General features: G+C 71.6%; 8 protein-coding genes. 3 read left to right on the top strand and 5 right to left on the bottom strand.

What is annotated here, in order from left to right; all coding sequences use genetic code 11:
• Positions 1 to 108: 108 nt before the first annotated feature.
• The 3 genes from QHF83_RS29865 to QHF83_RS29855 all read right to left on the bottom strand — a co-directional run bounded on the left by QHF83_RS29865 (position 109) and on the right by QHF83_RS29855 (position 5,980).
• Complete coding sequence (locus QHF83_RS29865; RefSeq protein ID WP_282421383.1) at positions 109 to 1,845, bottom strand: ABC transporter substrate-binding protein; 1,737 nt, start codon at positions 1,843 to 1,845, stop codon at positions 109 to 111.
• Positions 1,846 to 1,959: 114 nt separating this feature from the next.
• Positions 1,960 to 4,500, bottom strand: a complete 2,541-nt coding sequence (locus tag QHF83_RS29860) for a dynamin family protein (RefSeq protein WP_282421382.1) — start codon at positions 4,498 to 4,500, stop codon at positions 1,960 to 1,962.
• A 31-nt stretch (positions 4,501 to 4,531) separates the two neighbouring features.
• On the bottom strand, positions 4,532 to 5,980 hold the full coding sequence (locus QHF83_RS29855) for a hypothetical protein (RefSeq protein WP_282421381.1): 1,449 nt from the start codon (positions 5,978 to 5,980) through the stop codon (positions 4,532 to 4,534).
• A 101-nt stretch (positions 5,981 to 6,081) separates the two neighbouring features.
• Between QHF83_RS29855 and QHF83_RS29850 the strand changes: the two genes are divergently transcribed.
• Positions 6,082 to 8,430 (top strand): PQQ-binding-like beta-propeller repeat protein, encoded by a 2,349-nt coding sequence (locus QHF83_RS29850; RefSeq protein WP_282421380.1) that lies wholly within the window; start codon positions 6,082 to 6,084, stop codon positions 8,428 to 8,430.
• Between the two features lie 708 nt (positions 8,431 to 9,138).
• On the opposite strand, the gene QHF83_RS29845 is transcribed toward QHF83_RS29850, so the two are convergent.
• Entirely contained in the window at positions 9,139 to 9,603 is a 465-nt protein-coding gene (locus tag QHF83_RS29845) for a septal ring lytic transglycosylase RlpA family protein (RefSeq protein WP_282421379.1), read from the bottom strand.
• A gap of 72 nt (positions 9,604 to 9,675) precedes the next feature.
• Positions 9,676 to 10,194 carry a hypothetical protein gene (locus QHF83_RS29840; protein ID WP_282421378.1) on the bottom strand — a complete coding sequence of 173 codons (519 nt, stop codon included), beginning with the start codon at positions 10,192 to 10,194 and terminating at the stop codon, positions 9,676 to 9,678.
• A 120-nt stretch (positions 10,195 to 10,314) separates the two neighbouring features.
• Here QHF83_RS29840 and QHF83_RS29835 point away from each other — a divergent pair, with 120 nt between their 5' ends.
• Together QHF83_RS29835 and QHF83_RS29830 are read left to right on the top strand one after the other, a co-directional pair.
• Positions 10,315 to 11,196, top strand: coding sequence for a hypothetical protein (locus tag QHF83_RS29835; protein ID WP_282421377.1), 882 nt, complete (start codon positions 10,315 to 10,317; stop codon positions 11,194 to 11,196).
• 27 nt (positions 11,197 to 11,223) lie between these two features.
• A complete protein-coding gene (locus tag QHF83_RS29830; RefSeq protein WP_282421376.1) occupies positions 11,224 to 13,704 on the top strand; it encodes a hypothetical protein in 2,481 nt (826 codons plus the stop codon).
• The last annotated feature ends 98 nt before the right edge of the window (positions 13,705 to 13,802 follow it).

Raw genomic sequence — 13,802 nt, 5'->3', positions numbered from 1 at the left:
GGCGCCAGAGAGCACCGCGGCCTTTTTCATGTCCGCACCTTTGCGAGCGCATTCGAAACGAAAACGCCGCCCCGGAGGACGGCGTTTCGTTCGTTTCAGCGAGTCGCTTTACTTGCAGTCGTCGGTGAACGTGCCCTCGAGCGCGTGCGATTCCGCGTCGTAGTACAGGCCGGAGAGCTGCTCCTTGGTCTTGCCGGTTCCGTCGTCGGACAGGCAGAACACCTGGACGTTCGCCGCGGGATCATTCGTCTTGGGGTCGAAGTCGAGCGGGCCGAAGGCGCCGTTGTAATCGATGGACTTGTATTCGCCCGACATGAGCTTGTTCATCGTATCGCTGAGCTTGCTCGAGCCGGAGTTGATCTCGTCCCCCGGAGGATCCGCGTTCGACATCTTCGTCATCCCCACGGCGAGTTTCCGCCCCGTGATGACGCCGTCGGCGATCGTCGACGCGCTGTAGAACAGCAAGTAGGCGGCGTCATACGCGCTCGCGGCGCCGAGGATCGAGGGGTCGCCGTTCTCGGTCCCGAACGTCGTCCCGTACAGGTTCACGAAGAGCTGGTAGTTCTGGTCGGTGTTCTGCGGACCGGGCACGACGCCCGTGGTGCGCCTGCGCCAGTCGGCCTTGGCCACGGCATCCGCCCCGACGTCGATGGCACCCGCGAGCGCGCCGGTGTTGTAGTTCGAGTCGGAGAAGACGTACCGCGGCTTGTACCCGAGCGCGCTGTTCCACCCGATCTCGATGGGGCCATACAGCGACGACACCGCCTCGCCCGTCCCGATGAGCAGGACGATGTGCGAGCCGTGGTTCTTCACCGCTTCGATCGTCTCGGGGTACTTGGTCGTGCCCTCGGGATCGCCGTAGTCGACGATGAGGAAGTTCTCGCCGTTGTTGAGCGCGGTCTTGTCGTTGAAGGTCAGCGTCGTCTCGAGGGCGGTTCGGAGGCCCTGGCCGTATGCGTCCCCCTTGTGGACGAGCGCGAGCTTGATCTGCTCGCTATCCATCAGCCCGAGTTCCGTGCGGATCCGCTCCTCGAGCTTCGGCACGTACTGCAAGATCGCGTTCGCCTGGAAGATGTCCGAAGGGACCGTGCGCCACAGGAGCCCGGCCGTCGCGCCGGCCGGCTTGTCGGAGAGGTCCGTCAACGCGATGCCCGTGGCGGACGCGCTGATGAACAGCGCGCCCCCCGGGACCGTCGCCTCGTTGGCCGTCTGGATCGCGACGCCGCTGAAGGCGCCGCCGATGATGGCCTGGACGCCGAGGTCGTCGATGAGGTGCTTGGCCGCCTTGACGCTCACGCTGCCCTCACCCGCATCGGTGCAGCCGATCATCACGACGGGGCGCGTGCCCCCTCCCGCGGCCGGCGGCAGACCGCCGACGTTCTGCTTTATGTCCCGGACCGCGAGCCGGATGCTGTTCTCCATCGACACGCCGATCTCGCCGTCGAAGCCCGTCGCCGTGGTCGGGTGGATCGAGCCGATCAGGAAGACGTTGTCGGCCGTCGGATCCCCTTCGACGACCTGACACTCGGGGGACAGCAGCGGCCTGCAGACGCCGGACGCATCACCAGGCCCCTTGCGGCAGAACTGCTTTTCGCCGGCCGCGCTGCAGTCGCTCGTCTTCGCGCAGAGAACGTCGCCGCCGCCGACGCAGACGCCTGCCTCGCACTTCATGCCGTTCGGGCAATCCGTGTTCACCTCGCACTGCTTCGTGCCCGTGTCGACGATGACGGAGCAGGAGGGCGTGATCGCGACGATACCGAGCGCGAGCGCGAGCCCGCCGAGGAGGCCCCGCCGATACGAATTTCGCTTCTGCGTGTCACTGCTTCCGCCAAACGACAAATCCATGATCTTGCCTCGATCCCGCAAAATTCTTGGGCGCGATGATACCCGCGTGCAGACGAGCGGGGTACGAAATACGCGGCCCGCGAGCCTCCAAAGTGTTTTTCCGGGCCGGGTCGCTCACGTCTTCGCGGAGAGCGCGCGCTCCACCATCGCCGCGCGTTGCTCGAGGAGCGCGAACGGCGCCGCAGGCAGGCCCACCTCCGTCGCGGCCACGAGCGCCGCCGCGAAGGCCACGATCGCAGCTTCGATCACGCGTCCGAGCGGTTGATCGACCCGCTCGGCGGGCCTCTCCAGCGCAGCCACCGCGCCCATGAGCGCGGCGCGCACGGAAGCCGCGGCCGCGGGCGGCACCGGAACGCCGGCGTGCCGCGCGATCTCCTGCACCAAGGGGTCCGTGAGCCTGGAAACGAAGCGCTCTTCGACGTAGGCCTCGAGCCCCGGATCGGTGCGCTTTCGCTCGTCCGCGAGATCGCCGAGGGGCCGAAGATCCGCCGCGAGCACGCGCCGCGCATGCTCGAGCGCGTTCTCGATCGAGGCCGCGATCGTGCGTCGGTCGTGGCGAAGCTTCGCCGCGGACGCGAGGAGCGCCTCGTGCGTCGCGCGCGCCTCCTCGCTCTTCGCGCGATCCTCCGCGGCGCGCGCGGCCGCGACCGACGCGAGCTCGCGCGCGATACGAAGCGCCCTGCGGCGAAGGGCGCGCTCGCGCAGCTCCGCCGAGCGATCGACGATCCGCTCGGCGAAGAGCGCCTCGACGTCCGCCCATCCCGAAGCTTCGAGCGCGGCCGCGTCGCCGAGCTTGCCCTTCAAGGAGAGCCGCGCCGAGAACGCGAGCGGCGGCGCGTAGGAGCCGATCCCCGTCTCTTCGAGGCTCTTCTGCACGTGCACGAGGACACGCGCGAGCTCGTCGGGCGAGAGGCGATCGGCCTTGTTGACGAGGATCTGCACGGGCACGCCGAGGCCTTTGATCTCGGAGAGCACGCGCCGCTCGCTCTCCTTCATCGGGCCGCTCGCGTCGAGCAGCCAGACGGCGACGTGCGCCTCGTCGAAGGCCTGCCGCGCCGCCGCGATGTGATCGGGATCGGGCGCGTTGAAGCCCGGCGTGTCGAGGATCTCCACGCGCTTGAGTCGCTCGATCGGCGCGTAGATGAAGACCCGCTCGACCCGCTCGCCGCTGCCGGAAAGGCTCTTCAATGCGGCCTTCAACCCGGCGTGCGGCACGACGCGATCGGGCGCGCCGCGCACCACGATCCGCGCGAAAGGATCCGGCGCCCACGCGACCCAGTGCATCGTCGCGGTCGTCGGCAAGACGCCCGTCGGCGCGACGTCCTCGCCGAGGAGCGCGTTCAGGAAGGTGCTCTTGCCGGCGTTGAACTCGCCCACCACGGCGACGCGCAGCGGACGCTCGCGCTCGACGGCGATCGCCTCGACGCCCGTGACGACGTCGAGCCGCTCGAGCGCGCGCGCCGAGCGGCCGAGCTCGTCGAGCAAGTCGGGCCAGGAGGCGATGCCATCGCCCGGGACCCAGCTCCGGATGATGCCGCTCGCGATCTCGGCCGCCCACGCCGCGGCCTCGCCCGAGACGCGCTCGAGCTTGGCGAGCGCCGCGCGATGACGTCCTTCGGCCGCGAGCACGGCGCCCTCGCGGAGCGTGCGCAGGTCCTCGGGCAGGCGGCCCGGATCGCGCGCGGCGAGCGTATGCAGCGCGTCGAGATCCCGCGTCTCGGTGGCGAGCCGGAGCAGCGCGGCGGCGGCGCCCGCATGCCCGGCGGAGAGGCCTCGTGAGAGCGCGGCGCGCGCGTCGGCCCGCCGGCCCTCGGCGAATGCGAACGCCGCGGCCCATGCAGGCTCCTCGATGAGGCCCGCCGCCGTGACGACGCGCCGCGCCCGATCGACGAGCACGACGTCACGGCAGCCCGCGATGAGCGCGGAGAGCAGCTCGGCGGAGCCAGGCGCGTCGAGAATGCAGGCACGCAGGCCGAGATCGAGCGCGGTCGACCACTGCCCTCCGGCGAACGCGAGCCGCGCGAGGACGAGCGCGCCGCGGCCGTCGATTCGCTCGGGATCGATGACGGGCGCATGACGCGTCGCCGCGGTCACGTCGCCGAGCGCGAGCGCGCACTCGGCGCGTCGCAGCGCGACTTCCCGGTCCGGCGCCGCAGGCAGCTCGGTCCCGGTCGTCGCGAGCGCCGCGAGCGACGTGCCGATACGATCGAGCCAGCGGCCGGCCCGCGCCGGATCCCCGGCCCATAGGTCACGATCACACAGGTCGAGCAGCGCGAGCCGCGCGGCCTCGCGCTCCTCGGGCGCGTCGGCGGCGCGCTCGAGCGCCTCGGAGGCGCGCACGTCGCCCATGCGCGCCCGCGCTTGACCGAGCCGGAGCCACACGTCGGCGCGCCAGGGGACGAACGTGGCGAGCTCCGCGAGCGCTTCGGCGGCCTCGTGATCGAGGCCCGCATCCTCGGCGGCGTCTGCCCAGAGCGCGAGCCCGAGCGGCGAGCCGGGCACGCTCGCGAGGATGGTCCGCGCGAGGTCGCGCGCTTCGAGCGGACGGCCCCGCGCGAGCGAGAGCTCTGCGGCGCGGCGCTCGTTTTCGAGCCCCCGCGCCAGGATTTCGACCCGTCCGAAGAAGTTCGACAGGCTTTCGACGAGCCGCGCCATGACCGCATCAAAGGCCGGCCGTGGCCTCGGATCAAGGGGCTTCGCCCCTGACGTCCCTCGCCGCGTCGGCTCGAAGGCGCAGCACCACGTACGGCAAGCCGGGCACGCGGCTCTCCGCGGTCACCTCGAAGTTCGCAGCCATCTCCGGAAAACGCGCGATTCGCGCCTCGACGCCGCGATCGAAGAACGAAGCCGTCCATGGCGTCTCGACTCGCGCGCCCGGCGCGAGCAGGAGGACGAGCGTGTCCACGCCGCGCGCGTCGAGCATCGCCGGCGCGATGCGCTTCGTCGTGTGCCCGCCGGGCAAGGCAGCGATCGCCGGATCGGTGAGCCCCGCGAGATCCACGATGCTCGCCTCGGTCGCCGCGCCGACCCAGCCGGCATCGAGCGAAGCCACGACACGAGCGCCTTCGAGCGCGGGACCGAGCTCGCGCACGAGCGCGCTCCGATCCGCCCCGACACGCGCGGCCGCGGGGCCGATCTTGATCATGACGAAGAGCTCGCCCGCGAGCGCGAGCGCGACGCGCGCCGCCGTCACGCGCGCATCCGCGACGGAGGCGAGGTGCGCAGCGGCGAGGATCACCGCGGGGAGCACGGGGACGACGAGGCGCGAGAGCGGCATCCAGTCGCCGCCCGCGACGGCGACCGCGGCGAAGTGCACGGCGACGGCGAGCACGAGCCCGCGCACGAAGGCTGTCGATCGCAGGAGCGCGCGCGGCGCGACGAGCGCGAGCGGGCCCGTGAGCAAAAAACACGCGAGCGCGTACTTCGCGCCGAGCCAGGGATCCGAGGGCTTGGCGAGCACCGCGAGCGGCGTGGGACGACCAAACACGGCGAGGCGAATCGCGACGACGAGGAAAAAAGGCGCGCCTGCGATGGCTGCGCGCAAGATTTCGGCAGGTCCGAGGCGCATTCGCTCCCCCGGCGGCGGGGTGATCGCGACGACGAGCACGAACGGCAAGAGCTCTGGCCGAAGCGCGGCCGCGAGCCCGAGCGGAAACACGCCTGCCCTTGGGCATCCGAGCGCGACGAGGCACACCGCGATCGACACGAGCGCCGTCGCGAGGCCCGTTTCCAGCCCTGCGACGCTCCAGGCCGCGAGCGGCGCCGACGCGGGCAACATCACGAGCGCGGACCAGCGCGCGCGAGACGAGGAGGCACGATCGATCGTGACCGCGAGCAGCGCCGCCGCCGCTGTCCATGCGAGCAGCCCGAGGAGCTTCGCGGCTGCGAGCGCGTCGAGGGGTCCACGCGCGGCGAACGGCGCGAGCAAGTAAGGAAGCCCGAGCGGCGTCACGGCGTCGGTGCTCGGCCCGTGCATGTTCCAGCGGTAGCCGAGGCCACGTGCGATGTGCGTCGCGTAGCGCGCGGGGATGAGCGCGTCGTCGACCGTGAAGCCGTACAGGACGAGCGCCGGCAGGAGCGCGAGCGCCGCGCCGAGCGCGGCGAATCCAAGGGCGCGCGGCCAAGAAACCGGCACGGAGGGGCTCCTAGCGACACTCCATCGGTTTGTCCACTCCGCGACGATCGATGCACAAAACTTAGGAAGCGACGGAAGCCTCTCTAGCATTCGGCCCACGGATGACCGGCCTAACTCTCGTTGCCCGACGCCCCGAGATCCAGCCTGCCTCGACCACCTCGGTCGACAGCCCGGCGCTACGCGCGCTCTTCGACCTCGTGCTCGATCGCGCCCCCGACGCCACCGTCCTTCCCGAGCGTGACGCGACCGCGCTCGTGATCGACCTCGCTTACTCCGTCGCGGACCTATGCGCTTCTCGCAGGCGCCGCGCCGCCGTCCGCGTGAGCCTCGGCGGCGAGCCCTGGGAGCTCGGCCTCGAGCGCGCCGGAGGAGACGTGCTCGTCTCCCTCGCGCAGACGAGCTCGAAGCCCGAGGTGGCGCTCCACGAGCGACGTGTCGACGGCGACGCGCTCTCCACGCGGATCCTCGACGCGCTCGCGGGTCGCTCGGAGCAGAGCGCCATCGCCTCGCTCGCCGCCCTCGACGGCGAAGGGCCGCGGTCGCAGCTCTACGGCGAAGCCGCTCGTATCGCCGCGGCGCGCGAGCACCTCGCCGCGAGCGCGCCCTTCGGCCCGGGGGAAGACCTCACCGAGCCTGCCGTCGTCGCGGTCGAGCCGACGGGTGACGTGCCGATCACGATCGCGGCCGACATCCTCATGCGCACGCCCGCGCCTTCGGCCGCGGCGGAGACGGCCGTGCAGCGCGCCGATCTCTTCGCGCTCCTCTTCCGCGGCAAGCTGCGCGTCATCGTCGGCGAGCATGCGCGAGAGCTGCCCGACGTGTTCGTGTTCCTCTTCGCCGAGCAGCTCGTCGAGATCACGCTCGAGGCGCTCTCCGCGTGGGCGCTCGGCCGGCCCTACTACCGCCGCCTCACCATCGGCGGCGCCATCTGCGCCGTGCGTATCCAGGGTGAGGGCCACGCCTCGCTCACGATCGGCATGCCGCGCCGCGGCAGCGACGAGCGTGGGCACGTGTGGACCTTCCCCGCCGTCGACGTGGGCGCGCTCGTGCAGAGCGTCGTCGCCTTCGGCCGCGCGCTCGCGCGGAGCGTCGTGCGCCGCAACCGCGCGCAGGCGCAGAACCTCCGTCTCTCCGCGTTCCGCACGAAGGTGCGTGATCTCGGTGAGCGCATGCGCGACCTCACGCGCGACGACTCGAAGATCAACGACGCCCCCGAGGGCTACCGCGCCTTCGCCGCGTCCCTCCGCCAGCCGCCGGCTCCGCCCGAGGACGAGACGCTCGCCTCGAGCCGCCTGCGTTACACGCCGCGCTGGTTCGCCGCGATTCCCTCGATCGATCTGCGCGCTACCTTCCTCTGCGGCGACGCGCTCGTCGTCGGCGCCACGCGCGAGCTCTCGTGCATCGATCGTCGCACGGGCGAGCTCGCGTGGACGCGGCCCGTGCCTCGCGCCGCGAGCGTGATGACGCCGCTCGGCCTCGCGCGCATGGAGGCGGAAGGGGCGCTCCACCTGCACGACCTGCAGACGGGCGACGTCCTCTGGACCACGAGCCTCACGCCGCGCGCCGGCGCGAGCGCGTCGGGCGTCGTCGTGAGCACGCCGGGTCTGCCGCGCATGCTCGTCGTCAACGAGGGCGCGCGCCACCTCGCCGCGATCGATCTGCACGGCGGCGAGGTGCGGTGGCGCTACGCGTCGCGGAGGAGCGGGATGTTCCGGCTGCGGCGCGCGGGCAAGTTGCTCGTCGTGGCCTCGGGCGAGTCCGCGCTCGTCGCGCTCGACGTGCTCACGGGTGAGGTCGTCTGGCGGTTCTGCGATCGTCGCCGCTTCGCCTCGCACGTCGCCGTCGATCACGACGCGCTCTTCGCAGTGAGCGGAGACGGCGCGTTCGTGGATCGTGGCAGCGCGGGCCTGCACCACATCGATCCCTGGTCCGGCGCCGCGCGCTGGAGCATCGATCTTCCCGCCGATACGCGCCCCCTCGGCGCGCCCCTGCTCGCGCCGGACACCGTGGTCATCCAGACGCACGGCCGCCGCGGCACGGGTCTCGTCGGCTTCGATCGCGCCACGGGCGCCCCGCGCTTCGACATCGTCGCCTGCGCCTCGGCGGCCTCGTCCCTCGTCGTCGACGGTACCGTCATCCTCAACAGCGAGGGCGGCGAGCTCGTGGCCATCGACGCAAAGGACGGCACGACGCGTTACCGTCACGTCTTCGGCGGCGCCGAGGGCGACAAGCCGCGAAGGCTCGAACCGATGCTCCGCTCAGGCGCGCTCTTCGTCCCGCAGAGCGAGCTGTTCGTCGTGCGTCCTCGTGACGGAAAGCTCCTCGGCCGCGTCCCGGCCGACCTGGTGCCGGATCTCTTCCGCGTGGACGAGCGGTGCGACGTCTACGTCGTCGAGGAGAGCGGACACATCGCCGCGTTCTCCACCGGTCCACGTCTCCGGCTCGTGTGAGAGGCTCTCGGGGCGGCGTAGCGCTGGGGCGTTGCCCCAGGCCCCACCAGGGGCTGTCCGCCCCTGGACCCGGACCAGCGCAAGCGCTGGACTCGGGGTCGATGAACTGCGCGATGCGCAGTTCATCGAACGGCCGATGGCAAGACCAGCGACGACCCTGCCGATCAAGGTCGCAGCGCTGACAGGTGACATCGGCAGTCGTCCTCGTCTGTTCTGCTCCGCGACATGCCACGTCACCGTCGCCCGACCTCGGTCGCGAAGCCGAACAAGGATCGTCGGCGCGACAGGGCAAGTGTCTCGCCGACGGACAAGGGGCGAGGCGTGTTCCCCGGGGAAGGTCGAGCCCGAAGACACGGGCCGAAGGCGGCCGACGAGCCTTGTCGAGCAGCCGAACACGGACCGTCGGCCGTTGATGAGCCTTGTCGCGGGGGACGATCAGCCAGCGTCGAGGCCAACGTCAGGAGGGCGGACAACGTCCCTCGGGCGGTCGCCAGCCGGAGGCATCTGTTGCGCCGCCGAACACGCACCGTCGACGGCAGAGGGCACGTGTTCGGCAGGATGACGGGCCTCTTGACGGCGACCGTTCGATGAACTGCGCGGAGCGCAGTTCATCGACCCCGAGTCCAGCGCTTGCGCTGGTCCGGGTCCAGGGGTGGACAACCCCTGGTCGGGTCCGGGGTGAAACCCCGGCGCAAGGCGATGCCTGTATCAGCGACGCTTCTTCTTCTTCGCTGTCTTCGGCGGCGGCATCGACACCACGCGCAGCACCACGTCGGCGACGCCCATCCGCACGATCCCCAGCGCCTCGGCCGCGCGCCGTGACAGATCGATGATCCGTCCTCGCACGTGAGGACCTCGATCGTTGATCCGCACCTCGACCGAATGCCCCTCGCGCTCGACCCGCACGATCGCGCCGAACGGCAGCGTCTTGTGCGCGGCCGTGAGCTCGGTCGGCTCGTATGGCTCGCCGCTCGCGGTCGGCCGGCCCTTCAGCTTGTCCGCGTAATAACTCGCCTTGCCGCGCTCTTCACGCCCCGCATCGGCCGAGCCTGCGGACACCGCGTCCGGCGTGACTGCGCCTCGCCCCGTCGTTTCCGCGCCGCCGCCGCAGCCCGTGGACAGGCCGAGAAGCGTTGCGAGCGCGAGCCCTTGAAAAAGACGTCGAACCAGCATGAGCGGGAGGCGCGCCCGAGGCGCGGCCGTACTTCCCGTCTATCCCGACATGCTGGGGACGAAAAGCAAATCCTACGTCGGGGCCGTGGCCGGAGGATGCTCGCGTTGCGCTGGAGTTGCCTCCGCGGCTTCCGCGGTCGTCGCGGCCATGACGCTTGGCGCCGGGAGCTGCTTCGCGCCGGCCTTCGATCGCACGAACCGAGCGAGCTCGACGAAGGGCACGCGCGTCGGGCAGATCTCTTCCTTCTGCGCGAGCACCTCCATCGGCACGTGTGCGAGCGAGCGCGCCGCGGCGTCGTAGTCCGGCATGCTGCGCGACGACGAGAGCACGATCGTCATGAGCCCGGGGTACTCCCCGGCCGAGGCCGCGATGCGATCCGCCTCGCCCACGTCGCAACGCCCGCACGCGATGCACCGCGAAAAACTCGCGACGCGCTCGCGCTCCGACGGATCGAGCGCCGGCAGGCCGTCGGCGTCGTAGTTCTCATGGAACAGCGGCAGGCCCGTCTTCCGCCCGAACAGCCTCCCGACGAGGACCTTGATCAGCGACCAGGCAAGCACCACGAGAGCGAGCGCGCGACCGGAGAGCACGTTCTCCCTATAGCAACGTGCGCGCCTCGGGGCAGGCATGGTTTCGAAGGCAACACGAACGAGCCACCCGGGCCTTTGGATCCAAGCATCGCCCGAGACGTGGTAAGACCCGGACAGGAGATGCGCTTCTTTCGCGACTGCCTCGCCACGTGCGCCCCGACCCGCGTTGCCGCGCGGCCTTCCCTTTTCGCGCTCCTCGTCGCCCTGGCCGCCACGGCCTGCAGCGGCACGGGCGACGGTGGCACGGGGGATCCGCCCAGCAAGCCCGCCGCCGATCCGTGTGGTGGAGGCGACCGACTGCCCGACGTCGTCTCGGAGCCGACCTGGGTCGATCCCGATCAGGCGATGAGCAATTCGTGCAGCTACCCGCCCGATCGGCCGGTCAGCCTCTCGGGCCTGCGTATCGTCGCCATCGATCGCTTCGACGAGACCGGGAACGGCGCGTCGGGCAACTACTACGTGCAAGACGGCTGCGCCGATCCGATCGGACCCTATTCGGGCATGACGGTGTACGCGCCCTCGTTCAGCCCGCCGGATCTGCGCCTCGCCGAGGGCGATGTCGTCGACGTGCTCGGCAACCTCATGGAGTTCCCCGGCCCCACGAGCGGCCCGTTCCCGCAGTGCCGCACCCTGCCGGAGATCGGCGGCACCATGACGTTCCGCTTCGAGCTCGGCCCGGACCTGCCCGCGAGGACGATCCCGACCACCGACCTCAAGACGTATGAAGGCGCGCGCCAGTGGCTCGGCATGCTCGTGCGCATCGAGAACGTCGAGATCGCCGACAAGGCGTACGAGAGCAGCGGCCGCTACTCCGCGCCGATCGACGTCGGCGGCGGCATCAGCCAGATCGACGTCCCGAGCATCTCGAACGAGCTCTTCGACCTGAAGAACAAGGGCCCGCTCCTCGCCGAGGGCGTGAAGTTCAAGGCCGTCACCGGCGTCGTCACCTACTTCTACGGCTTCAAGATCGCGCCTCGCTCCGCGGCCGACTTCGAGCTCTGATCCCCGAGCTCGCGCCTCGCACCGGCCATGAAGACGACGCCCGAGACCCCGCCCGAGAACAACCCGCGGCGGCCTCCGTCGCGAACGTTCGTGTGCTTCGCCGCGCTCGCCGCGACCCTCGTGCTCACCTCTTGCAGCGGCGCGAATGGAACATCCAGGCGGGGTGGTCCTTCGGTGCTCACCGCGCCCGGGGGCGCGCCGATCGCGGGGATCGAGGTCCACGCCCTCGACGAACGCCCGCGCCTCACGCTCGTGAACCGCGACGGCGATCCCGCGCCCGCCATCGCCGTCGCGTTCGCCACGGATCCGGGCCCTGCCACGGCCGCAGCGCTCTCTGCGCTCGTCGAGGCGCGCCTCACGACCGCGGGGTTCGAGACACGCGTGCGCGCCGATCGCACCGGCTTCCGCGTCGAGTGGCTCGTCGACAACACCACGCGCATCGCGCCCTTCTTCGGTGCGCTCGTCCGCGCGATGCGTGATCCCGTCGTCGCGAACGGGCCCGAGACGCCGCTCATCACGCGTCGCCTTTCGGCCTTGCGCAAGACGCCGCTCGACGCGCCCGAGCTCGCGGCCGCCTCCGCGTGCACGGGGCGCCTCGGCCTCTCGCCGAGCGAGCCCGTGCCCGATCCCGCCGCGCCCACGTTCGCCGGCGAGCTCGAAGGACAGCGCCGCGAAGGTCTGCACGCAGGACGCGCCGCCATCGCCGCCGTCGGCCCCGCGTCGTTCGGCGCGCTCGTCGCGAAGGCCCTCGAAGCAAGTGAAGGCTGGCCCATCGGCGAGCCCGCCGCCGATCCCTTCCCGACCGCCGACACCGTCGCGAGTTACGTCGCGCCGCCGCAGAGCGCGCCGCGTGGTCAGGTCACGCTCGCCGTTCGACTCGGCGATGCCCTCGGCGCGGTCGCCACCGCGGAACGCCTCGCGGCCCCGGGCTCACCGCTCCATGCGCGGCTCGGCAACTTGCCGGAGGCGTTCCACGCCGTCGAGGTCGTCGGCGTCGCGCGCGCCCGCGGCGGCTGCGTCAGCGTCACCATCGAACCCGAAGCGCGCCTCGACCCCGCCGCGCTCGAGCGCGCAGCTGCCCGCGCGGCTGCCATCACGCGTCACGAGATCCGCCTCGAGAGCGCGGCCCCTGCGAACGCCTCCGTCGCGATGCGCCAGATCCTCTCCGCGGCCGACCCGCGCGATGCCGCATCCCGCGCCGCCTGGTGGGATCTCACGACCCCCGTCCCTTCCGCGCCTCCGCGTCTCGCCGTCGCGCTCGCCTTGCCGCCGCGCGGAACGCCCGCGCCTGGTTCGTTCGGACGCACCTTCGCCGCCGAGCTCGACAGCGCGTGGACGAAGGCGAGCGAGCCCGTCGTCGAGCGTCGCGCCGCCGTCGAGCGTGGCCAGGGGGAGCTCTGGGCCCTCGTCGCGAGCCCTTGTGGCATCGTCGACGAAGGCGCGACCGACGCTGGCTCGACGGCCCTCGCGATGCTCGCGGCCGCGGCCTCGCGAGATCCGAATGCGGGCGTCGCCCTCGAACCGTGGATCGGACCGGATGGCGTCGGCCTCGTCGCGCATGCCGCGCCGCGTGACGAACACGAGACGCCCGTCGAGCTCGCGCGACGTGTCGGCGACGCGGCCGCGCGTGCCTTGTCGCCGTCCGCGCTCACCTCGATCGCGCTCACCGACGCGCGCACCTCGGCGCTCGGGCACATCGAGCGCACGACCGGCCGCGGCGGCGTCGCCTTCGAGGCGCTCGCGTCCGCGCTCGTGCCCGAACATCCATCGTGGCTCGATCCGCTCGGCGTCTACACGCGTGTCTCCGGCGCGGGCCTCGAAGGCACGCGCCTCCGCCTGCGCACGCTCCTCGAAGGACCGCTCCGCCTCGCGGTGCTCGCGAACGCGGACGCTGCGCAGGCCGCGGAGGTCGCGCAGGCCGTCGATCGATGGCTCGTCCCGCGCCCGCCTGCGCGCGCTTGTCCGACCCCGACACGTGGCGCACCTCGCGCGGGCCCGCTCACGGCGCGCCTCGCGCGCGACGCGGGCCTCGCGCAGGCGCTCATCGCGGCGCCCATGCCGGCCGTCTCTGCGTCCGGCCACGACCTCGCGCTCTTCGTGGCGCTTGCGCTCGGCGGCGAAGGTGGCCTCCTCGAAGCTGCGCTCCCGCCTTCGAATGGCGTCCGCGCGGCTGCGCGCATCGTCGGCACGAATCAAGCGGCTGCGCTCGTCATCGACGTCCGCGCGCCCTCGGATTTGCTCGTGTCTGCGGTGAACGACGTCCGCGCGCTCCTTGGCCGGCTCTCGCGCTCGGGCCTTGGCGCGCCGGAGTTCAGCCGCGCTGCGGCGCTCGCGTCGCGACGTGACACCGAGTCACGCGCCGACCCGCGCCGCCGCCTCATCCAGCTCTGGTCCGGCCGCAGCCAAACGCCCCGCGAAACACCCACGGCCCAGGCGCTCGCTGCCTTCCTCGCGACGTCCCTCGCTGAAAACGCGCTCCTCGTCGTCGAAGCGCACCCCGATCCCTGAATGCATCGACCGCATCGCGGTCGATGCACCAGCGGTCCAGCGCTTGCGCTGGTCCGGGTCCAGGGGCGGACAGCCCCTGGTCGGGCCCGGGGTGAAAC

It is taken from the genome of Polyangium sp. 15x6 (assembly GCF_029960785.1).
Taxonomy (GTDB): domain Bacteria; phylum Myxococcota_A; class Polyangia; order Polyangiales; family Polyangiaceae; genus Polyangium.
The sequence above is the reverse complement of the archived record's forward strand: the minus strand, read 5'-3'. Positions and strand labels throughout refer to the sequence as shown.